Here is a 19,921-nt window from a genome sequence, read left to right on the forward strand (position 1 = left end):
GTTCAAGTTTCCGAAGTCAAGATCGTCGCTCCGCGTCGCGGCGTCGCGTGGGCCGCAGCGAGCGCTTCGGTCGCTTGCGTGAAAACGAACTCGCGGTATTCCGCGAAGTTCTGCGGCGCCCGGCGCGCCAGTTCGAACAGGTCGGCGATGTCGGATGCACGTTGCACAGGCGTGCTCGCAAGCCAGCCATAGGCGTTCAACCCCCTCAACGTCAGTTGCCGAACCGTCAGGGGGATCGTGGAGATCGCCGACGGTCGTGGGTCGAGGCCACCATAGGTCAGCAAGGTGCCACCATCGGCGAGCACGTTCAGAAGTTGGGCGCTCATCTCGCCGCCGATCGGATCGATCGCCACGGCCGGGGCCTGCCCGCCTGTGGCGGTCACCTTGGCAGCCCATCCGTCGTGCTCCGAGCTGACGACGGCTACGCCGGGAACGCTGGGCGCCAGGATCGCTGCACCGGCGTCGCTGCGCACCAGCGCGATGGCCTTGGCATCGTGCATCTGTGCCAGCGCGATCAGGTTGTGGCCGACGCCGGAGCCGGCGGCCGTGACCAGCAACGGCGCGCCGCCGGAGGCAGCTAGTGCCGCACGCATGAGCACGATCGCGGTGATGCCATTGATGGCAATCTGGCACGCGGTCGTATCGCTGACATCATCCGGGACCGGAATGACGGCCATGGCGGGCGCGACCACGCGCTCCGACCACGTACCGCTCGCCGGGAAGAGCATCACACGTTGGCCCGGCTTGATGCCGGTGGCGGGATCGACGCCCGCGCCCACCTGTTCAACGACACCGACACCGTCGCCGCCGGGAACAGTTCCCTCAGCAGGGATCGGCGCGGGAATGTAGCCGCGCACCATCAAGTCGTCGAGCGGATGCACCATGCGCTTGGTGATGCGGACTGTGACTTCGTTGGGACCAGGTGGCGCCGGGGCGGCGATGTCTTCGAAGCCGAGCACTTCGGTCGGCTCGCCGTTTCGGCGGTACACATGAGCTTTCATCGGGATTCCTTTGCGGTATTCAGAACGGCGATCACGCCTGGCACGACACCTGTCGTGCACGCAATGCAGTTTGGCCCGACCCGATCGGTCGCGGAAGGTGGATGCTCCCGGAAAATTGCCTAATCCTCCTGAGGTCAGGCCAATCTTCTTGATGAAGGCGGAGCCCACGCTTAAAGTTGGGTCCATGGACGACGACTTCGAGACATATCGACGCCGCTTGGCGTCGCGAATCGCGCGGTGGACTGGCGACGCCGAGCAGTACAGGCCTGCGATTGCAGGCCTGACCTTGCACCGGCACACACACGCCGATTCGCCCTTCGACTGCCTGATGGAACCCGCCATCGCGGTGCCGGTTCAGGGCGTGAAGCAAACGTGGCTGGGCTCCGAGGTCTACACCTACGACAGGCATCGCTTTTTGCTCACGTCGTTGGACTTGCCTGTGGCGATGCAGGTTGCGCAGGCTTCGCTCGACTTGCCGTTCCTGAGCGTGGTGTTGCGACTCGACTCGCGTGCGATCAGTGACATAGTCGTGGAGACCGGCCTGCAGCATCTCCGGGAGCGGGCGGCCAACGGTCCCGGCATCGTGTTGGGCAAGACGACGGCAGGGCTACTGTCTGCTTTGGATCGACTGATCGGGCTGTTGGACGAGCCCGAGTTATTGCCAGTACTAGCCCCACTGCTACAGCGCGAGATCTTTTATCGCCTACTTCGCAGCGACGTTAAGGGCCACGTGTGGCAGATGGCTTCCATTGCCGATCAGAACCAGCGCATCGCTCGGGCCATCGACTGGCTGAAAAACCATTTTCGTGAGCCCCTGCACATCGTTGAGCTCGCCGCCCGAGTGGGCATGAGCGTGTCCCGCTTCCACCACCACTTCAAGCGCCTCACATCGATGAGTCCGCTGCAGTTCCAGAAGTGGCTGCGCCTGACCGAGGCTCGAAGGTTGATGTTGGTCAAGGGCTTGAATGCGTCGACAGTTGCCTATGAAGTGGGCTATGAAAGTCCCTCCCAATTCAACCGGGAATACGCGAGGCAATTCGGCACGCCACCGCACCGCGATGTAACCGAACTGATGCCGCACGCCGCGGTCCCCGCCGGCTAGTCGTGGCAGACAAGCGTCCGTCACAACAAGGGCCGCGTCGCGCGCAGGCTCGGGCATGAACGACGCCTGGAGTGACTGGTGTTGAGTTCGGTCATGACGTTCATACGCGTGGAACGGAAGACTGAACTGGGTCGCCTACAGACCGCCGCCGGCCGGGCCGCGTCCATTGCACTCGCCCATGCAGCGCTCAGGGCCCCACTGCCTATCCGGCCCCCGCCCCCGTCCAGCCGCAGCCGTGCGATGATGCACCACGGCAAACCTGAGATTTGAAATGACACCTGCATTCGACGAGGCCACAGCGGCGGCGATCGCCGCGTTTGCCGAACTGGATTTCTACACGGCCATGCAAGCGATGCGCGCCGAGGCCGACTACGACTACGAACGGGAGCAGTGGATCTCGCGGTACATCGATGAGCACGGCGGTGGCGCGGACGATGCGGCATACGACGCTTTGCACGCACAGGCCCAAGCAACCCCGGAATACGCGCAGTTCCTCGATGCCATTCGCAAGGAAATCCTCGACTACTTCGGCATAACCAACGATCAACTGGACTGGGTGATCCTGCTGCGCAATGACGACAGCAATGAGGTTTGGGAAGCAGTCAACCACCGGCGGAACGTCCTGGGAACCGGCGAAGTACGCGGCGATCTCTGATCATCGCCGGCCGTCGAGGGTTTCGAAGCGATTGCCAAGAAGTTCGACCAGCCGTGTCTCACATCCGGAAAACGAGTACCCGCGCCGCTGCGAGATCATGAACGTGAGCGGCCGCATGTGCCATGCGCGTCGTTGCAGTTCGACAAGTGTCCCCTTGGCCAGGTCTTCCTCGACCATATGCCGCGGCATGTGCCCCCAGCACAAGCTTCCTCTGAGTAGATCGTGCTTTGCGCCGAGGTCGTTCACCCACCACTGGCGTTCACTGGCGACCCCCTGTTGTGTCTTTTCGGCATCCGGCTGATTGTCGGTTACGACGAGCTGGATGTGCCGGCCGAATTCCTCCCGCGGGATAGGCCTCGCCATTGCGGCCAGCGGATGCGATGGCCCACAGACGGTCACCATTTGCGCATCACATAAATGATGTCGTTCTATGGTGCCCGGGCTGACCTCGGGCACGTCCGTGATCGTTACCGCCAATCCGCACGTGCCTTGGAGAACCAACCGCTCGCCGCCCTGCATGGTCGTCATGCGCAGATTGATGGCAATCGTTGGAAAGTCCGCCTGCAGTGTGCGCAGGCATTCAATCAGGTGCGCCCGCGGAAAATACGTATCCACCGCGATCGAGACTTGCGGGACGCCGGTCTCAGCAATCGCAACCGCACGCATCTTCATTTCCTCGGTGCGTGAGATCACGCCGCGCGCATCAGGCAGGAGGCTGCGGCCCGCCGCCGTCAGCGTCGCTCTGCGCGTATTGCGCTCGAACAGCATCACGTCAAAGGCATTCTCGAGCGCGCTGATCGCGTGACTGATCGCCGACTGCGCACGCCTCAGTTCCCGCGCGGCCCCGGAAAAGCTTCCTTGGTCACACACGGCGACGAACGCGCGAAGTTGATTGATGGTGACGTTGTCGAGCATGTATCTAGAAAGTAGATGGTACTTATAGATATTCAGTCAATTGGCTTCATGAATCAAGCACGCCAGAATCGGGGTTGTCGCTTTCGTTTCGAAGGATGCATGACATGAACAGACTGAATGGAAAGACCGCTGTGATCACCGGTGGCGCAACGGGCATCGGCCGCGCCGCAGCCAAGCGCTTCATCGAGGAAGGCGCTTTCGTCTTCATCTTCGGCCGCCGGCAGGAGGCGCTCGACGCCGCGGTGGCCGACCTTGGACCCAATGTCCGCGCGGTGAAGGGCTCGGTCTCCGATCCAACCGATCTCGATCGGCTCTACGCGGCGGTCAAGGCGGAGCGCGGAACCCTCGACATCGTCTTCGCCAACGCCGGGACGGGAAGCCCGCTTCCTCTCGGCCAGATCACCGCCGAGCACATCGACGACATCTTCGGCACGAATGTGAAAGGGACGATCTTTACGGTGCAGAAGGCGCTGCCGCTGATGGACTCGGGCGGTTCGATCATCCTGACCGGATCGAGCGCCGGCACCACGGGCGCCCCGGGATTCACGGCCTACAGCGCGAGCAAAGCCGCGGTGCGCAATCTCGCCCGGACTTGGGCGGAGGACCTGAAGGGAACCGGCATCCGGATAAATGTGCTGTCGCCCGGGGCGACAGCGACCGAACTAGCCAAGGAGGCGCTGGGCGAAGAGGGCCAGAAGGCCTACGGTGCAATGACGCCGCTCCAGCGTATGGCCGATCCGGCAGAGATCGGAGCCGTGGCCGCCTTTCTTGCGTCGCCGGACAGCAGCTTCATGACCGCCAGCGAGGTCGCCGTTGACGGCGGCTTGGCTCAACTCTGAGGAGCAAAATCAGATGACGCAATCACTAAAGGGCAAAACGGCGCTCGTTACCGGAGCATCGCGGGGCATTGGCCGCGCCATCGCCGAACGTCTTGCAAACGACGGGGCGACAGTCGCACTGACCTACAACGCCAGCAAATCCAGCGCGGACGAGACGATCGCGGCCATCGAGAAAACGGGAGGCACCGCGTTCGCAATCCACGCCGATCTCGTTGACCCGGCGACCGTCCCAACCTTATTCGAAAGACTCGACGACGAGTTCACCAAGCGGCACGGAAGCAAGGCCCTCGATATTTTGGTGAACAACGCCGGCAATTCCGGCTGGCTTGGCTTCAAGGAGGCAACGCCGGAGAGCTGGGACACCCTAATGGCCGTCTATGCCCGCGCGCCCTTCTTCATCATTCAGGCCGCTCTCGAGCGTCTCGCCGATGGTGGCCGCATCGTCAACATTTCTTCCGCGGCCGCCACGAAGCCCGTCACGGCTGCGCCCGTCTACTCGATGGCGAAAGCGGCGATCAATACACTGACCCATACGCTCGCAATCGAGCTGGGGCCGCGTGGCATCACCGCGAACGCCGTAGCGCCGGGCTTCACGCGAACCGATGCGAACGCCGATTTTCGCGAGAATCCCGAACTCGTCAAGGCGGTCGAGGCCCAGATTGCGCTGGGCCGCTTTGGCGAGCCTTCGGAAATTGCCGCCGTCGTGGCGTTCCTGGCCTCTGATGAAGGCCACTGGGTGACCGGCCAGACGATTGAAGCGAGCGGCGGGTACAAGCTCTGACCGCGCATCGGGAAATGAAGGTAAGTCAGCTTGCCGGATTGCGTGCCATGACGATCCATGCCGCGCCGTCGATCATCACCGACCGCTCGCCGCGGAGGTCCGCGAAGACGGCACGAACCGCGGCCGAGGCGCGGGCGCGGATGTCGTCGGGCTGATCGGCGAGCGCACGCGACAGTGGGCCGACCTCGAGCGTCATCTTCACCGCGTCGTCGATCGCCGCGTCCCGCGTCCCGCCCTCGCCGAACGGGACGGAAGCATCGAAGGGCGCGATTGCGATATCGGTGAAGCCGGCCGCCGTCAGGATGCGTGCCACGCGCCCCCGGTCGCCGAACGAGAATGGGCCGGGCGCTTCGGGATCGGGCGGCGCCGTCGGCGGGACGATGCCCTTGACCGCGCCCATCGGCAGGCGCACCCAATCGTTCTCGGCCATGCCGCGCCAGCAGACGAACGCGACCCGCGCGCCCGGCTTGAGCGCACGGCGCATATGAGCGAACGCCGCCGTAGGATCGTCAAAGAACATCACTCCGAAGCGCGAGAACAGGATGTCGAACGCGCCCTCGGGCAGCTCGGCGCTGCGGGCGTCGGCCACCCGGAACAGGGCCGGCGTATCCTGTGGCGCAAGCGCGCGCGCTCGGCGGATCAGCGGTTCGGATATGTCCACGCCGAGCACTTGGCCACCCGCGCCGACGCGGGCGGCCAGATCCAGACTAGACGCGCCCGCGCCGCAGCCGACGTCCAGCACGCGTTCGCCCGCGGCGGGCGCGGCGGCTTCGATCGCGGCTTGACCGAAGGCCGCCATCATGGCATCGAGCCGGGCCTGGTACGCGACCCAGCGCTCCCCGCTTTGGCCCTTCCAGTCGGCTACCTGATAAACATTCTTCTCTGCCATGCCATCTCCTTTTCCAATCCGTTCTTAACCAGACTATCTGTCCGCGCGGTCGTTGCCACGGTGCGCGGCGATGAACATGGCGACGGCCGACCGGCAATAGGATTCGATTTCGTTGTCGTCCTCGGCTCTCGCCTGATCGAAGCGCGCGATCATCAGGAGATCGGATCCTTTGAAAAGCGCGGCAAACAAGCGGGCGGACCGGAGAGGATCGGGCACGTTCAGAACCCCCTTCACATGCAACTGACGCAACAGGGCCTCGATTTGGGCGATGACATGGGCGGGGCCGGCTTCGTAGTGGAGCTTGCTCAACGAGTTTTGATTCGTCTTGTCGGCCATGACCATGGCTTCGACACTGCGGACGTCTGATCTCAACAGCGTGCGAAGCAGTAACGATCCCACCGCCATGAGCTGATCTTCGACCGAACCGTCGACGCCTTCAAGAAGGGCCTGTGGTGCAAACAACTGATGGCAGCCGGCCGCGATGGCCGCGCTGAACAGCGCCTCCTTGTTCTCGAAGTGCCGATAGATGCTGAGCTTCGATATCTTCGCCCGCTGGGCGACCTTGTCCAACGTCGTCGCTTGAAAACCCAATTCCACAAAGAGCTCGCCCGCGGCGTCGACGATCGTTTGGGCAAGCGCCTCGTTCGCGGGCCGGCCACGCCGGCCCTGTCTACTTTCGGTCACGACAATTCCAGTACTTGACAGTATCTCAATACTTTAATTACGATACCATGCAGTACCTGAAATGTGCAAGCCAATGGGTTGGCGTCCTCCAAATGAGGTTTCCGCAGGGCCGTCCGGCGATATCGAAGCCGCATTGTCCGGCCGGTCAACACAGCAATGGGTGACTTTCTCGTCGATGCCGAAGCCCTGCGCGTTGCCCGTCTTGAGCGCGTATCGCCGGACGATATTGCGCACCAGGCCCAGCCCACCCCTCCATCCACAACACGGAGCCCATCACCATGGATGACGTCATCATCATTGGCGGCAGCTTTGCCGGCCTCGCCGCCGCCCTGCAGCTCGGCCGTGCCCGCCGCAAGGTCACCGTTCTTGACACCGGCCGGCCGCGTAACCGCTTTGCCGGCCACTCGCATGGCCTGCTCGGCCATGATCACAAGCCGCCGCTGGACATCCTACTCGAGGCGCGGCAGCAGCTGGCGCGCTATCCAACGATCAGGCTGGTCCATGCCCGGGCGGAAAGCGTGACCGGCGCCATCGACGATTTCTGCGTCGTCACTGACGATAACGAAAGCCTAAGGGCGCGCCGCCTGATCCTGAGCTATGGCGTCGCCGACCAGATGCCTGATGTTCCGGGCTTTGCCGAAAGCTGGGGCACGTCCATCGTGCCCTGCCCCTACTGCGACGGCTTTGAAGTCGCCGGCCAGCATTGGGGCCTCGTCTGGTCCGGCCCGCAGTCGCACCAGTCTGCCAGGCTGTTCCACGATTGGACCGACAAGTTGACGGTCTTCGCCGATGGTCACGACATTTCCCCCGATATCCAGGTCGATCTGGCGCGCCGCAAGATACCTGTCGTCGATGGCCGGATCGTCGAGATCGCCCGTCACGGTGGGCATACCGCCACCGTCAATCTCGATTCCGGCCGCAATGTCGCGGTCGACATCCTGTTCGCGCATCCGCGCAACAAGCCGTCCGCAAGCCTGCATGAATCACTAGGCCTCGCCACGGTCGATACGCCGACTGGCATCGTCCTCAAAGTCGACGAGCGCCGCCAAACCAGCATGCCCGGCATCTACGCCGCCGGCGACCTCGCCACCCCCTTCTTGCCCTCGGTCACCCAGGCATCATCGCAGGGCGCGATGGCAGGCATATTCGCCCAGCAGTCGATGCTGGTTTAAGAGCACAGATTCAGAGCAAATTTTTTTGGGGCGAATGGCCGGAGATTGCCGCGCGTCAATCATGCCTAAATCCTCATTGCCCTTACTGCCCGTTCCAAATTTGCCCGCACAATCACGCGATGAAACGGCGCAATTGCCGCAAGATAGATTCGGCCTAGTCTGTTATGGCAATGCACCACCGTACCCGCGAGCAGCTCTCGTCCATTTTCCGCTTCGGCGAGAAGTTGGATGGTGGCGCGGAAGTCGAGATGCCGGTCATCCGCGCCCACTACCAACTCCGTCGCGCTCTTTGACAGCAGCGGCAAGTAGCCGATTACCGGCCCACGCGCCGCTGCGGCAAGACCGACGGCGCGAGACGATTTGACGCCGGCTGTCACCATCACCCCATCGCGAACACACGTGAGCGCGCGAATCCACCACGCCTGCCGCTCGAACGCCGTGCGTGCCAACACCTCTAGATCATCGCTGGCCTCCGCCGGCAGTCGAATTGCAAAGGCGTCCAAAAGGTCCGCGCCAGCGTAAAGCGGTGCGAGCACGCTGTTACTAGGCATGGGCACGGCGCGCGCTTTGGCCAAGGCGGTATTCCGCGGTTCGTTCATGGTGTTCAGCAGCCTCCTCGTGTCAGCGGCTCATCGATGCGGGCGAACTCGGTTGTTCAAACCTTCGGTACCTTCCCCAGTCCAAGCTTTTCGATTGCCTCGTACGCGTCGATCACCATCGTCGCGATCTCGCCCACGGTGACACGCAATCCCGTCGCGCGGGAGCGCATGTGTTCATAGGCTTCGTTCTCGGTAAGCCGCTGCGCCTCCATCAGGATACGCACGGCCTTTTCGACATGGCGCCGCGCCTTGATCGCCTCCTCCAGCTTGCCGATCTTGTTTTGCAGCCGTTGCTGGTAGCCCGACGAGGCCCGGGCGAGCACGAGCGTGCTCAGGATCCCGCTGGAACGGTACGGCTTCGTGATCACGCCGTGCGCCTGCGTGTCCACCAGCATTTTCAGGGCAGTGGGATTCTCGTAGTCGGACAAGGCGATCAACGTCGCGTTCGTATCGGCCGCGCACCAATTGCCAGCGCATCGAAGCTCCGGTCCCACCAGAAAAAATATGACGTCGGCATCCGCCGGCAACTGAGCAGGAAACGGCCAGATGACGCGGACCGGGCAGCCGATCCGGCGCAACTGCTCCTCCAAGACGCTTCGGTCGTCACCCGGCGGATGGATGACGGCCGCGCGCAGCGAGCGCAGATCATCGAATAAGCGACGCGCGCTCGTCATGAACGTTCCCCGTCAAGCCAGAATTCGGCTAGGCCGTATGCGGTTAGATAGGGATCCGGTTTGACGGGCCCGCGGCTCTCCCATACGACATCGAACCTGCCGTCCGATCTGCAAATCGCGATGCGCGGCGTCAAGACAGCGTGGTTGTTGCCGGGATCGATCCTAAGCAGGCCTTCCGGCGAATCGAATTCCACCTCATGAACGGCTTCGACCAGTCTCGCCGTATCGAGCGTTTGCGCCCGCGCAAGCGCCCGGGCGAATAGATGCACTTGGTTGTAAGCCATCTCGGACCACATGCTGGCCGGCTCATCTCCGAATCGCGCGCGCCACGCATTCAAATAGCGGCGATTGCTCTCGTTGTCCAGCGTATTGACATAGCTGGCGGAAACGATATGCCCGCCGCACAGTTCCGGGCCGATCATACGAATCTCGCCTTCGGTCATGGTCAGGCTGGCGATGGGATGGCGCGTCGGATCGAAGCCCCGTTCGCGGTACAACTTGTAGAAGGTCCGCGCCCCGCGGCCAATCAGCGTCGAAAACACCACATCCGGGCCGACGGATTCGATCTCGTCGATGACGGTTTTTAGCGACGCCGGATCGGCATCGCTCGGCAGGTAGACTTCGTCGACGACTTCCCCTCCGTGGTCTTCCACGATGTCTCGAATGATACGGTTGGATTCACGCGGATAGATGTAATCGGCACCGACAAGAAAAAACCGTCGCCCGACGTTGCGCAGCAGCCAGGCCGCGAGTTGCAAGCTGTTCTGGTTGGGCACCGCGCCGGTGTAGATCACGTTTGGCGAATACTCGAATCCCTCATAGATCGAGCAATACCACAATAACGCGTTATTGCGCTCGATCACCGGTAACACGGCCTTCCGGCTCGACGAAGTCGAGCACCCGAAAATGACCGTCACATCGTCTTCCTGCAGCATGCGCGTGGCAAGGCGGCGGTATTCGTCCGCGTCTCCCTTGGGATCGTAGACCACCGGATCGAGCAGGCGCCCTGCGACGCCGCCCGCCGCATTGATTTCCTCGATCGCGAGAACGGTACCGAAGAAGTGCTCCGATTCGGTTACCGAGGTCACGCCGGCCCGCGAATACAAAACGCCGATGCGCCATTGCTCGTCGCGCCCGTTGCTCGCAGGTTGGCTTTCCTTAGTCATGAAGCAACTCCCTGATTCAAGAACGATACGCAGCAATCGCGCGTTCCGCGAATGCCGCGGCACTCAGGCATCGTGCGTCGTCCCACGGACGGCCGATGATCTGCACGCCGATCGGCCCCCCTCGTTCGCCGAGCAATCCAGGGACGCTGACGCACGGACATCCGAGTAGCGTCCAATTCCGATTGAACGAGGGGTCGCCCGTGGAATCGAATCCCACAGGCGCCTCGTCGGGCGCGCTCGGTGTCAGGAGCGCGGTGACACCCTCGAACAATCGCGCGAGCCTATCCTTGGCATGCCCCATCAAGGCACACGCCTTCGCGTATGCCGCCGTGTCCACCGAGCTCGCCCGATCCATGAATCCCGCAAGGATGGGCGACAAGTCGTTTCGATGATGATCGAACTCGTATCCCAACGCGCGCCACGCCTCGTAGCTTTGAATCGTGTCGTGCGCGTCAATCAAATCGGCCATCCAAGAATCGAAGCGAATCCGCTTCACACGACCGCCCGCCCCTTCGATCGCTGCAATAGCGACATCCAGCACGGCGCTCGCATTTGCGGATGCCTTCGTCCATGGGTAGCTTTCCGGAATGCCAAACGCTGGCATGTCGCCCACATCGCCGACCGCGAGTTGACGCCCCGACAAGGCCTGAGCCAAGTACGCCACGTCGGGCACGCCCGCGGCGAAAAGGCCTACCGTGTCGAACGACCACGAGAAGCACTTCATACCGACCGTCGATAGCAATCCAAACGTGGGCTTATAGCCGGCGATCCCGCAAAACGACGCGGGACGGATGGTCGAGCCGCCCGTCTGCGAGCCGATCGCGAACGGTACCATTCCGGCTGCCACGGCGGCAGCGGATCCCGACGACGATCCCCCGGGCGTTCGCTCCATGTCGTACGGATTGCGCGTAACAGTCGGCGCCATATAGGCGAACTCGCTGGTTGTCGTCTTACCGACGATGATCGCGCCGTTCCTGCGCAACAGCGTGACGATGGCCGCATCGGATTTGGGCTGATGTCCGGCATATATCGGCGACCCGTAACTCGTCGTCAAATTTTGGGTGTCGTAGATGTCTTTCACCGCAACCGGAATGCCGGCCAAAGGCCCCGACGCAACCGCGGCGTTCGCCATCGCCGCCTCGCGCCGTGTAACGGCAGTCATCGCGTTGATTCGAGGATCGACTTCGTCGATGCGCGCGAGCGAGTCGAGCACCATGGCGCCGCGCTCACGTGGAACGCCACCGGCTCCAAGCGCGGGTTTCAATCCCGAGACGGGCTGATAAAGAGAATTGGCAATCATCGGATTCGGGTTTCCTGTTTTCAGCGATCAGACGCGCAAGTGACCGAAGATCGATTCCGCCGCGCCTTCATCCTTCGCGTCGCCGTGGTCGACGATCTCGCCTTGCTTCAGGATGGCATAGCGGTCCGCGACCTCGAGGGCAAACGGAACGTGCTGTTCGACGAGCAGGAGTGACGTGCCGCGGCGGTTGCGTTCCCACAGCAGCGCTTGCGCAAGACGATCGATGACCGAAGGTTGCAGGCCTTCCGTGATTTCATCGAGCAGGATGACCGAGGGTCGCATCATCAACGCTCTGGCAACTAGCAGCATCTTCTGTTCGCCGCCGGAGAGCGTTCCGGCGTACTGCTTGAGGCGACTCTTGAACACAGGAAATATGGGCTCGATTTCCGCGAAGCGCTCGTCGAAGACGGATACCTTCGGCAGCCCGAGCCGCAGGTTGTCGCGGATGGTGAGGTCCTGAAATAGCGCGTGCTCCTGGGGCGCATAGGCAATGCCGGCCCGCGCGATCTGGTGCGACGGTGCATGAGTGATGTCGAGCCCGTTCACCTGGATCGCCCCGGATTTCTTCGGCAGATAGCCCATGATCGTCTTGAGCAAGGTCGATTTGCCCATGCCGTTCTTGCCGAGCAATGCGACGGCCTCGCCGCCCGACACCGTCATCGATAGCTTGCGCAGCACGATCGAGGCCTTGTATCCGCTGGTCACGTCCTGCAAGTTCAATGCGATAGCGCTCATGATGGTTCCCCGCGATTGGCGGATCCGTGGCCCGCCGCAGACTGCGGCGTCCCCGCATAGATCGTTTTGACAAGCTCCGAATTGACGACTTCATCGAAGCTGCCTTGCATCACGATGCGACCGTGATGAAGGACCACGATCCGCGTGGCGATCTCGGCGACAAAATCGAGATCGTGTTCGACAAGCAGACAGCAGAGCCGATATCGATGGGCCAGCGAGGCAAGGACACTCCCGATCTGAGTACGTTCGGTCTTGGTCAACCCCGCTGTCGGTTCGTCGAGCAGAACGATGCGCGGTTCCAGCGCCAGCACCATGGCGAGCTCTAGCGCTTGTTGCTCACCGTGCGACAGATCCTTCGCAACGGTGCCGAGCTTCCGGTCGAGGCCCGTCGCGCGAACGACTTCAAGCGCATAGGGCGGTAGCGCCAGCGAGTTCGAGCGCTGAAACAGCGAAGGCTGCTCGATGAGCGTACCCGCGATCCGCAGGCATTCCGCGACCGTCAGGCTATCGAAGATATTGGCATTCTGGAATTTGCGGCCCAACCCGAACCGCACGCCGCGGTCCGGCGGGAGTTGCTTGATATCGTTGCCGCACAGCACGACTCGTCCCGCGGAACGTTCGGCGCCGTCGCTCATGCAACGCATCAATGTGGTCTTGCCCGCGCCGTTCGGGCCGATCAAACCGATCAACTCGCCGGCATCGGCATGCAGATCGATACCCTGCAGCACCTTCAGACTGCCGAAATGCTTTGCGACGTCGTTCATTTGCAGCGCAGGTTCTGAGGCCCCCTGCGCGGACCGCGCTTGCACAGCTCGCTCGACCAGGATAGGTTGTGTGCCGGTGCCGGCACCGGCCAGCCTATGGAATGGCCTCGCGAGCAACGGCACAAGCCCCTGTGGAAGCAAGACGATGACGGCCACGAACGCAGCGCCGAGAATCAATTGCCACGCGAACGGCAAGCTGCCGCTGAGGTACGAGGTCACGACATTGATCAAGAGCGCGCCGACGACCGGCCCCCACAGGGTGCCTCGGCCGCCGAGCGCCACCCAGATGATCAATTGCGTGCCGAGAACGAACCCGGTGAGTTCCGGCGCGACCACCCCGCTAAACGCGCCGTAACCAAACCCCGCGACACCGGCGACGATCGCCGCTACGATCAACAAGACGATCTTGACGAGCGACGTATCGATACCGAGGTACTGGCAGCGCGACTCGTTGTCGCGAATCGCCACCAGCGTGCGGCCGCCGTCGCTGCGTACGAAGAACCAGGCTAGCGTTGCGACGATCAGCAAGCCCGCACCCGCGATTCCATACCATGCCTGAAGCGACAGGTCGAAGGTTTCATACCCCGTGAGGCCCGAGCTCGAACCCGTCCACTCGCCGCCCGACAACAGCAATTGGGACAGCACGATCGGCAGCACGAGCGACATGACGGTCGCGAAGAAAGGCGATGCGCCGCGGTAGAAGGACAGCCAGCCGAGCACTGCGGCGACGGCCGCGGCCACCGCGATCGCCACGCCGAGTCCCAGCAAGACGTAGCTCGGCGAAAACCCGCCATGTGTGAAGACGAGACCCGCCGCGTAAGCGCCGATGCCGAAAAAGGCCGATTGACCGAACGTCAGATAACCCGTATAGCCCCAGAGCACGTCCACGGTCACAGCAACGATCGAGAAGAAGAACGCTTGAATCAGGACGTTCAGCAGATACGTGCCGAACAGGAAAGGACCGGCGATCAGAAGCGCGATCGCCGGCCCGCCGACCAGGAGCAATCCGCGCATGTGCCGCATCCGATTGTCGGCCGCGCGCAGTCCGATGCCGACATTGCCCGGCGACGCAGTAACCTTAGCCATGAGAGAACCCCTGCGGACGGATACGCAACGTAAAAGCAGCGAGCACAGCGATGGTCAGGCCGCCCAATACCGGGCTGACGAAGGTACTGACCAGCACTTGGCATGCGCCGAATACCAGGCACGTGGCCAGCAGGCTCACCATCGAATATCCCGCCACCATCACCAGCATGAAAGCATTGATCAGATAAGCCAGTCCCATGTTCGGCTCGACGCTGGATAGCGGTGTCATCAACGCTCCGGCCAGGGAGCCGAGCGCGGCGCCGAGGCTGAAGGTGATGAAGCGAATCCGGCCGGAGTGAATTCCGAGCCCGCGTGCCAGGTCCTCGTTCATGATTACCGCGCGGGTCTTGACGCCGAAGCGTGTGCCGGAAAGCAGCGCGGTCAAAAGCAAGCACAAGCCCGCGGCGATCGGGACCAACAGCAAGCGGTAGGCCGAATATTCGACGCCTGCGACCGAAATGGCCCCCTTCAGCGGTGTTTCGACAAACTGCACCTCGCGACCGAACGCCATGACGATGAGCTGGCCGATCACGATCCCGAGCCCCCATGTGGCGAGAATCGCATCGAGCGGGCGCTTATACAGAGGCCGCACGATCACTTGTTCGACCAGCATGCCGACTGCCACGCCGACGACCAGCGCGAGCGGTAGCCCGATCCAAGGATCGAGCTTCAATTGCGTCACAACGAAGCTTGCATAGGCGCCCATCGTCAGCAGAGCGCCATGCGCGAAGTTGACGATTTTCATCACGCCGAAAATCACCATCAACCCGGCAGTCACGATAAAAAGGATCGCCGCGGTCGTTAAAACGTCCAGTGCCAAAACCATGTCCGTCTCCGGTTCACGTTTGCCCGCACAACCTATCGAAGGACGAGCAAGCAAACGTGCGATCTCAAATCCTTACTTGATATTCGGGCATTGCTTGCCCGGGTCGACATTCGTGAATGTCTGAAGGATCTTCACCGAGCCGTCCGTCTGAATCTGCCCGAGCCGCATCGCAAGCGGCGTGTGGCGGCTCTCGTCCATTTTCACAGGGCCGCGCGGCCCGTCGAACGACACCTGCCCGAGTGCCTTGATGACCTTATCGGGATCCGTCGTGCCGGCCTTTTCGACCGCTGCCTTGTAGAGGAAAAACGCTTCGTATTGCGGCTCCGAAAGTTCATTCGGGGTCTTCAGATTCTTGCCGAAGCGTTTGCGCATCGCGTCGAGAAACTTACCGTTCTCCGGCGTACCGATACTCGTCAGGTAGGAGCCGGACATATAGATGCCCGTGGCGACGTCCCCCATGCTCTTCGCGGTACCTTCGTCGATGGCCAGGTTGCCGTAGGGCAGCGTCAGCCCAGACGCCTTCAATTGCTTGGCCAAGGCGACGTTGGGCGCGCCGCCGGCTGTCGCGCTGATCAGCGCGTCCGGATGAGCCGAGCGGATCTTCGAGAGGATCGGCGTCCAGTCCGTGCCGTCGATCGGCAAGTATTCTTCGCCGATCACCGTTCCGCCGTGCAGCGTGATGTATTTCGCCGTGAAATCGAGCATGCCGCGGCCAAAGGCATAATCGTTGCCGACGAGATAAAAGGTTTTCGCGCCTTTGCTTTTCTCGAAGTAGTCGACCACCGGCGCAACCTGCTGGTCCGGCACCCAACCGTTGACGTACATCCATGGGCTGCAAGACTTGCCCTCGTAGAACGACGTATAGATGAATGGCTTCTTTCCCCGGGCCACGATGGGCAGCGCCGCGTTGCGGGCCGCACTGGTTTCCATCGAAATGACGGCATCGACGTTCTTCTGGAAGACCAGCGTGTCGTACGCCTTTTGCGCGCCGACGGCGCCGGACGCGTCATCCGCGATCTCGAGCTGAACTTTGCGCCCGAGAATTCCGCCTGCCGCGTTGATTTCGTCGACGGCAAGCTGCGACGACTGCACGACTGCAGGCGCGACCACGCTGTTGGCGCCGGACAAACCCACGGCAACGCCGATCTTGATGGGTTCCGCGGCGCATGAAGCGGTGCTCGACGCCAGCGCAGCCACGACCATGCTGACGGCGCCGATGAGAATCTGTAGTTTGGACGGTTTCATAGTGTCTCCTTCACGTATCGTGGGATTGGATTCAGAATCATGCGGACATCGTTGGCTCGCTTATGCGGGCGAGGAAGTCCAGCCAGTGCCCAGCATTGGGTCGTACACGTCGGAGCGCCGGTCGCGCAGTACGTGATTGAATGCGTTCAGCGTGCGCCCGGACCGCGCCCGCTCCAGATCGAGTGCGGCGTACAGGATTTCCTCGCGGTCGCAACTGGACGGGCCGGCCATGGGCCATCCGTCGGCGCCCACGATCAAGCTCTGGCCGATAAAGGGCTGGCCGCGCTCCGTTCCGATCCGATTCGCGCAAGCGATCATCAGACCATTGCTATGCGCCGCGGCCATCGTGAGTATCGTGGCCATCGCCGTTCGATCGCCCGGTTGTCCCGGCATCGGAACCCAGTTCGTCGGGACGCAGACGATGTCGGCACCTTGCGTGGCAGCCAACCGATAGACCTCGGGAAACCATCCGTCGTAGCAGATGGCGATCGAGATCCGCCCCAAGGGGGTATCGAAGACCGGCACGCCGAGATCGCCGGGTTCGAAGAAACGGTTTTCGTCGTTCCAAAGATGGAGTTTTCGGTACGTCCCGATCGTTCCTGACGGACCGATAAAAACGGCCGAATTGAAGAGCCGGTTGTCCGCCCGTTCGGCAATGCCCGCAACGATGTGAACTCCGAGCCGTCGTGCCGCATCCGCCCAAATCCGAGTCGTTACGTCGTCCGGCAATACTTCCGAGAGCGCGAACGCTTCATCTCTGTCCGCAAAGACATACCCCGTGTTGGCTAGCTCGGGCAATACCACCAGGGAGGCGCCATTGCGTGCCGCCTCTTCGATGTAGCGAACCGAACGCTCGACGTTTTCTCGCTTTTCGCCGACGTGGGGCTCCATCTGTATGCAAGCGACGAAGGTGCTGGTGCTCCCCTGCTCGGGCAGAGCGTGCTGCTTGATTTCCAATTTTGTTCTCCAAAAGCAAAAAGCCCCCGAACTGGCGTAGTACGCAAGTTCGGGGGCTGCATAGCCTTCCATATGTAGCGCGGCATCGTTGCCGCTGATTGCCCTTGAAACCAGGCAATCGATCGTGCAAATTTACGAGGCCCGTATTCGGCCGTCAATCACATCTCTCGAACTCTAGGGAAAGCACCTACGACGGCCTGCACGATATGATCGATACGCGCACTCGTCGATTTGTCGCCCACGTTCGAAGTGGCTCCAAACTGGCCGACGGACTAAACCGCTCGCGCGGTAGGCACTACGGTCCGACGCCGGAGGCCGGGGAGAGGCCGGCCCCAAGCGGCCGGTCGCCCTGGTGGAAGCCAGATGTCCGCTTCCGAAGGTGGGGCCGACGTACGAGGGTTCGCCTGGCGGTCTCGGAGGACGACGTGTCGTCGCCGATTTGCGCCGAAATGATCCCCGTTGAATCGTTACAATTACCCCGTTGAGTTCCTCCTTCGGAAGTACCGAGTGCGAGACATTCTGACGTCCTGGTTTTGGAGCGGCGATGCCATTCGCAGTCGACGCGTGAGCGACATCGTTTTATCAGGCACGGTCGACGTGCCTGTGCCGTCTGCACGCGTACTTGCGGATTGGGATAGGGAGACGTCGTCGCGGCTCGTCCTGGAACCCGGGGACGTCGAGGTGATGCCTTTGGCACGAACGCAAGCGCGCTGGCCCGACTACAAGCGCTGCGTGCAGGCAATGTCCGACTGGACGGGCGCGCTTGGACTGTCCAACGTACTTGCCTCCAGTGACGTGGCCCTGATGGCCTGTCGCGGCGCGAGGTACCACCATGACGGTGCCCAATATGGCGGTGCGGCCTTTTGCAATCTCTTCCTGAGCGAGGACAAGGGGCTGGACTTGCATTTTCCCTCTACAGGCCTTCACATTCCTCTAACCCGGGGAACAGCCGTGATATTCGATACTGGCCACCCTCATGGCGTCATTCAACGACGCAGCAGCGGTTTTAGTATGGCCGACTTCGGGCCAGACCAGGATTGCCTCCAGATATTCCTGACGTGGGAGCTTCCGATTGAAGACGCCGATGTCGCGCGCGCGCTCGAGGTGGCATTCGATATCGACACTTCGGACTCGCTGCAACGGGATGAAGAGCAGGTCTTGTTGAACGGCGCACCGGCTGCTGTGTGCCCGGAATCTGGTCGCTGGTACCGGGTGGACTGATCGCCCGCGTCACCGATCGGCGACGCACGACCCACTTCGGCCTTCGGGCCACTGCCAGTCAGAGGACTGTTATTAGTCGTTAACGGCCCCCAAATACAGATACTCTACGGATTGTGAGCTTTCAACGATAGAATCGGCGCGATGCAGGTTGGCCGGTAGAGAGACCAGAAAGTGAAAGGATAACGGGGTGGCTATGCAACGCAAATACAAGTGGTTGGGCATTGGCCTGGGACTGCTCCTAGTAGGCCACTACTTGCAGCTTCTCGGACTACATATAGCGGCGCGGCATCAGCCGGAACACGCTACCACGCGAGGCCAGGTACGCCTGATGAGCCGGGTAGGAAGGACTTACTGGGTGAGGCCGAATGCTAACTCCACCTATCAGTTCGTGCGCTTCGGCGACGAAAATACGGCCGATAGCATTACACACGGCATTGCGGCTAAGGATACTGAAAGCTTTACGGTGACACAGCTTTCAGCGCGACCCAATTCCGATAGCGGAACATATCAGGTCCGCTTCTCTGACGGGACCTTGAAGTGGATGGATGATTCAGCATTCAACATTCATTTATACAATGCTGACCCCAGGGTCAAAATGAAAATTACCCCTGAGATTTTTGAGGAAGACCCTCGAGCGGTCGATGCTCGCCTCAAAGGTCGGCCTGGCGCGGGGTGGTATGCATCACTGGGTCCCGACGCCGAAAAGCCTTCCAACGTTTCATTTGGAATGACCGAGGAACAGGTACTGGCGTCAGCTTGGGGGAAGCCAAATCGCGTGATCACCAAGCAAACGCCTACAGGTATCGTTGATCTTTGGATGTATGGCGGCGACTTTATCTCATTTAGGAACGGACATCTGGAAGAGGTGTTGAACGACATGTGAGCATTGGAGCGCTTGGTAAATCGCTTCGTGAGAGATGCGCATAGATTCATCGTCCGGGAAATCTACCTGCAATCGATTGGAAATTTGCTCGGGTGACCAGCTGTTGACCCACGTTCGGTCACCGCGATGCGGTTTATTTCGTCCCTTGAACGGCGCCTGCCTCGGCCCGGAAATTTCACGTCCATCAGTGCCATATACTTTGCCCTCCAAACGTTCCCCGCAATAGGTTTCGACATGAATAGTGGCATCCCGCCACGATAGCGGAACCAGCGCGAACCTACCGCTTGAGACACGCTGACCGCCTCCGCTGCTTTCTCACTTGTAATGCCAGTCGCGATGTGTTGCCAGAACCGACGCTCGATCTCATGTCCAAGTGATGGCGCGCCCGGAGAGTACATCGCCTCACGCCCTGTCAACCGATACACCT

20 protein-coding genes and 1 pseudogene are annotated in these 19,921 nt (G+C 61.6%); 7 read left to right on the plus strand and 14 right to left on the minus strand.

Annotated features, from left to right (window positions below; translation table 11 throughout):
• Positions 1-2: 2 nt before the first annotated feature.
• Positions 3-1,001, minus strand: coding sequence for a zinc-binding dehydrogenase (locus tag ACTHNZ_RS06230; RefSeq protein WP_440541627.1), 999 nt, complete (start codon positions 999-1,001; stop codon positions 3-5).
• Positions 1,002-1,185: 184 nt separating this feature from the next.
• On the opposite strand from ACTHNZ_RS06230, the gene ACTHNZ_RS06235 reads away from it, so the two are divergent.
• Together ACTHNZ_RS06235 and ACTHNZ_RS06240 are read left to right on the plus strand one after the other, a co-directional pair.
• Positions 1,186-2,103 carry an AraC family transcriptional regulator N-terminal domain-containing protein gene (locus ACTHNZ_RS06235; RefSeq protein WP_440541628.1) on the plus strand — a complete coding sequence of 306 codons (918 nt, stop codon included), beginning with the start codon at positions 1,186-1,188 and terminating at the stop codon, positions 2,101-2,103.
• A 271-nt stretch (positions 2,104-2,374) separates the two neighbouring features.
• Positions 2,375-2,758, plus strand: a complete 384-nt coding sequence (locus ACTHNZ_RS06240) for an ATP-dependent protease (RefSeq protein WP_440541629.1) — start codon at positions 2,375-2,377, stop codon at positions 2,756-2,758.
• Here ACTHNZ_RS06240 and ACTHNZ_RS06245 read toward each other — a convergent pair whose 3' ends face one another.
• A complete protein-coding gene (locus ACTHNZ_RS06245; RefSeq protein WP_440541630.1) occupies positions 2,759-3,673 on the minus strand; it encodes a LysR family transcriptional regulator in 915 nt (304 codons plus the stop codon).
• A gap of 104 nt (positions 3,674-3,777) precedes the next feature.
• Between ACTHNZ_RS06245 and ACTHNZ_RS06250 the strand changes: the two genes are divergently transcribed.
• A complete protein-coding gene (locus tag ACTHNZ_RS06250) occupies positions 3,778-4,512 on the plus strand; it encodes an SDR family NAD(P)-dependent oxidoreductase (protein WP_440541631.1) in 735 nt (244 codons plus the stop codon).
• Between the two features lie 13 nt (positions 4,513-4,525).
• The gene (locus tag ACTHNZ_RS06255) at positions 4,526-5,293 is read left to right on the plus strand and encodes an SDR family NAD(P)-dependent oxidoreductase (protein ID WP_440541632.1); all 768 of its coding nucleotides are present in this window, start codon (positions 4,526-4,528) and stop codon (positions 5,291-5,293) included.
• A 25-nt stretch (positions 5,294-5,318) separates the two neighbouring features.
• Here ACTHNZ_RS06255 and ACTHNZ_RS06260 read toward each other — a convergent pair whose 3' ends face one another.
• Positions 5,319-6,182 carry a class I SAM-dependent methyltransferase gene (locus ACTHNZ_RS06260; RefSeq protein WP_440541633.1) on the minus strand — a complete coding sequence of 288 codons (864 nt, stop codon included), beginning with the start codon at positions 6,180-6,182 and terminating at the stop codon, positions 5,319-5,321.
• A gap of 33 nt (positions 6,183-6,215) precedes the next feature.
• Positions 6,216-6,866 carry a TetR/AcrR family transcriptional regulator gene (locus tag ACTHNZ_RS06265; protein WP_440541634.1) on the minus strand — a complete coding sequence of 217 codons (651 nt, stop codon included), beginning with the start codon at positions 6,864-6,866 and terminating at the stop codon, positions 6,216-6,218.
• Positions 6,867-7,144: 278 nt separating this feature from the next.
• Between ACTHNZ_RS06265 and ACTHNZ_RS06270 the strand changes: the two genes are divergently transcribed.
• Positions 7,145-8,038, plus strand: a complete 894-nt coding sequence (locus ACTHNZ_RS06270) for an NAD(P)/FAD-dependent oxidoreductase (RefSeq protein ID WP_440541635.1) — start codon at positions 7,145-7,147, stop codon at positions 8,036-8,038.
• Between the two features lie 65 nt (positions 8,039-8,103).
• Here the strand turns inward: ACTHNZ_RS06270 and ACTHNZ_RS06275 are convergent, their stop codons facing one another.
• The 9 genes from ACTHNZ_RS06275 to ACTHNZ_RS06315 all read right to left on the minus strand — a co-directional run bounded on the left by ACTHNZ_RS06275 (position 8,104) and on the right by ACTHNZ_RS06315 (position 17,324).
• Positions 8,104-8,637, minus strand: coding sequence for a DUF2867 domain-containing protein (locus ACTHNZ_RS06275; protein ID WP_440541636.1), 534 nt, complete (start codon positions 8,635-8,637; stop codon positions 8,104-8,106).
• A 56-nt stretch (positions 8,638-8,693) separates the two neighbouring features.
• Positions 8,694-9,311: an ANTAR domain-containing response regulator gene (locus ACTHNZ_RS06280; RefSeq protein WP_440541637.1), complete on the minus strand. Its 618-nt coding sequence runs from the start codon at positions 9,309-9,311 to the stop codon at positions 8,694-8,696.
• On the minus strand, positions 9,308-10,477 hold the full coding sequence (locus ACTHNZ_RS06285; RefSeq protein ID WP_440541712.1) for a transporter substrate-binding domain-containing protein: 1,170 nt from the start codon (positions 10,475-10,477) through the stop codon (positions 9,308-9,310). Before ACTHNZ_RS06285 ends, ACTHNZ_RS06280 begins: the two co-directional genes overlap by 4 nt.
• 16 nt (positions 10,478-10,493) lie before the next feature.
• Entirely contained in the window at positions 10,494-11,777 is a 1,284-nt protein-coding gene (locus tag ACTHNZ_RS06290) for an amidase (protein WP_440541638.1), read from the minus strand.
• Positions 11,778-11,804: 27 nt separating this feature from the next.
• Positions 11,805-12,512 carry a branched-chain amino acid ABC transporter ATP-binding protein gene (locus ACTHNZ_RS06295; RefSeq protein WP_440541639.1) on the minus strand — a complete coding sequence of 236 codons (708 nt, stop codon included), beginning with the start codon at positions 12,510-12,512 and terminating at the stop codon, positions 11,805-11,807.
• The gene (locus ACTHNZ_RS06300) at positions 12,509-14,299 is read right to left on the minus strand and encodes an ABC transporter permease subunit (protein WP_440541713.1); all 1,791 of its coding nucleotides are present in this window, start codon (positions 14,297-14,299) and stop codon (positions 12,509-12,511) included. Before ACTHNZ_RS06300 ends, ACTHNZ_RS06295 begins: the two co-directional genes overlap by 4 nt.
• Positions 14,300-14,354: 55 nt before the next feature.
• A complete protein-coding gene (locus ACTHNZ_RS06305; RefSeq protein WP_440541640.1) occupies positions 14,355-15,188 on the minus strand; it encodes a branched-chain amino acid ABC transporter permease in 834 nt (277 codons plus the stop codon).
• A gap of 72 nt (positions 15,189-15,260) precedes the next feature.
• Positions 15,261-16,391 (minus strand): substrate-binding protein, encoded by a 1,131-nt coding sequence (locus tag ACTHNZ_RS06310; RefSeq protein WP_440541714.1) that lies wholly within the window; start codon positions 16,389-16,391, stop codon positions 15,261-15,263.
• A 102-nt stretch (positions 16,392-16,493) separates the two neighbouring features.
• Positions 16,494-17,324: a nitrilase family protein gene (locus tag ACTHNZ_RS06315; RefSeq protein ID WP_440541715.1), complete on the minus strand. Its 831-nt coding sequence runs from the start codon at positions 17,322-17,324 to the stop codon at positions 16,494-16,496.
• Positions 17,325-17,906: 582 nt separating this feature from the next.
• Here ACTHNZ_RS06315 and ACTHNZ_RS06320 point away from each other — a divergent pair.
• Positions 17,907-18,611: a hypothetical protein gene (locus ACTHNZ_RS06320; protein ID WP_440541716.1), complete on the plus strand. Its 705-nt coding sequence runs from the start codon at positions 17,907-17,909 to the stop codon at positions 18,609-18,611.
• Between the two features lie 193 nt (positions 18,612-18,804).
• On the plus strand, positions 18,805-19,494 hold the full coding sequence (locus ACTHNZ_RS06325; RefSeq protein WP_440541641.1) for a hypothetical protein: 690 nt from the start codon (positions 18,805-18,807) through the stop codon (positions 19,492-19,494).
• Positions 19,495-19,500: 6 nt separating this feature from the next.
• Here the strand turns inward: ACTHNZ_RS06325 and ACTHNZ_RS06330 are convergent.
• Positions 19,501-19,919 (minus strand): annotated as a pseudogene (locus ACTHNZ_RS06330) (IS30 family transposase); the annotation flags it as partial.
• Positions 19,920-19,921 lie beyond the last annotated feature (2 nt).

Source organism: Trinickia sp. (assembly GCF_051953955.1).
Classification (GTDB): domain Bacteria; phylum Pseudomonadota; class Gammaproteobacteria; order Burkholderiales; family Burkholderiaceae; genus Trinickia.

Bases quoted from the DNA above. Each gene is read 5' to 3' on its own strand.
- ACTHNZ_RS06270 (WP_440541635.1), top strand. From the start codon at position 7,145: ATGGATGACGTCATCATCATTGGCGGCAGCTTTGCCGGCCTCGCCGCC.
- ACTHNZ_RS06295 (WP_440541639.1), bottom strand. From the start codon at position 12,512: ATGAGCGCTATCGCATTGAACTTGCAGGACGTGACCAGCGGATACAAG.
- ACTHNZ_RS06285 (WP_440541712.1), bottom strand. From the start codon at position 10,477: ATGACTAAGGAAAGCCAACCTGCGAGCAACGGGCGCGACGAGCAATGG.
- ACTHNZ_RS06275 (WP_440541636.1), bottom strand. From the start codon at position 8,637: ATGAACGAACCGCGGAATACCGCCTTGGCCAAAGCGCGCGCCGTGCCC.
- ACTHNZ_RS06290 (WP_440541638.1), bottom strand. From the start codon at position 11,777: ATGATTGCCAATTCTCTTTATCAGCCCGTCTCGGGATTGAAACCCGCG.
- ACTHNZ_RS06310 (WP_440541714.1), bottom strand. From the start codon at position 16,391: ATGGTCGTGGCTGCGCTGGCGTCGAGCACCGCTTCATGCGCCGCGGAA.
- ACTHNZ_RS06325 (WP_440541641.1), top strand. From the start codon at position 18,805: ATGCAACGCAAATACAAGTGGTTGGGCATTGGCCTGGGACTGCTCCTA.
- ACTHNZ_RS06240 (WP_440541629.1), top strand. From the start codon at position 2,375: ATGACACCTGCATTCGACGAGGCCACAGCGGCGGCGATCGCCGCGTTT.
- ACTHNZ_RS06280 (WP_440541637.1), bottom strand. From the start codon at position 9,311: ATGACGAGCGCGCGTCGCTTATTCGATGATCTGCGCTCGCTGCGCGCG.
- ACTHNZ_RS06245 (WP_440541630.1), bottom strand. From the start codon at position 3,673: ATGCTCGACAACGTCACCATCAATCAACTTCGCGCGTTCGTCGCCGTG.
- ACTHNZ_RS06300 (WP_440541713.1), bottom strand. From the start codon at position 14,299: ATGCGGCACATGCGCGGATTGCTCCTGGTCGGCGGGCCGGCGATCGCG.
- ACTHNZ_RS06315 (WP_440541715.1), bottom strand. From the start codon at position 17,324: ATGGAGCCCCACGTCGGCGAAAAGCGAGAAAACGTCGAGCGTTCGGTT.
- ACTHNZ_RS06235 (WP_440541628.1), top strand. From the start codon at position 1,186: ATGGACGACGACTTCGAGACATATCGACGCCGCTTGGCGTCGCGAATC.
- ACTHNZ_RS06305 (WP_440541640.1), bottom strand. From the start codon at position 15,188: ATGGTTTTGGCACTGGACGTTTTAACGACCGCGGCGATCCTTTTTATC.
- ACTHNZ_RS06230 (WP_440541627.1), bottom strand. From the start codon at position 1,001: ATGAAAGCTCATGTGTACCGCCGAAACGGCGAGCCGACCGAAGTGCTC.
- ACTHNZ_RS06260 (WP_440541633.1), bottom strand. From the start codon at position 6,182: ATGGCAGAGAAGAATGTTTATCAGGTAGCCGACTGGAAGGGCCAAAGC.
- ACTHNZ_RS06250 (WP_440541631.1), top strand. From the start codon at position 3,778: ATGAACAGACTGAATGGAAAGACCGCTGTGATCACCGGTGGCGCAACG.
- ACTHNZ_RS06255 (WP_440541632.1), top strand. From the start codon at position 4,526: ATGACGCAATCACTAAAGGGCAAAACGGCGCTCGTTACCGGAGCATCG.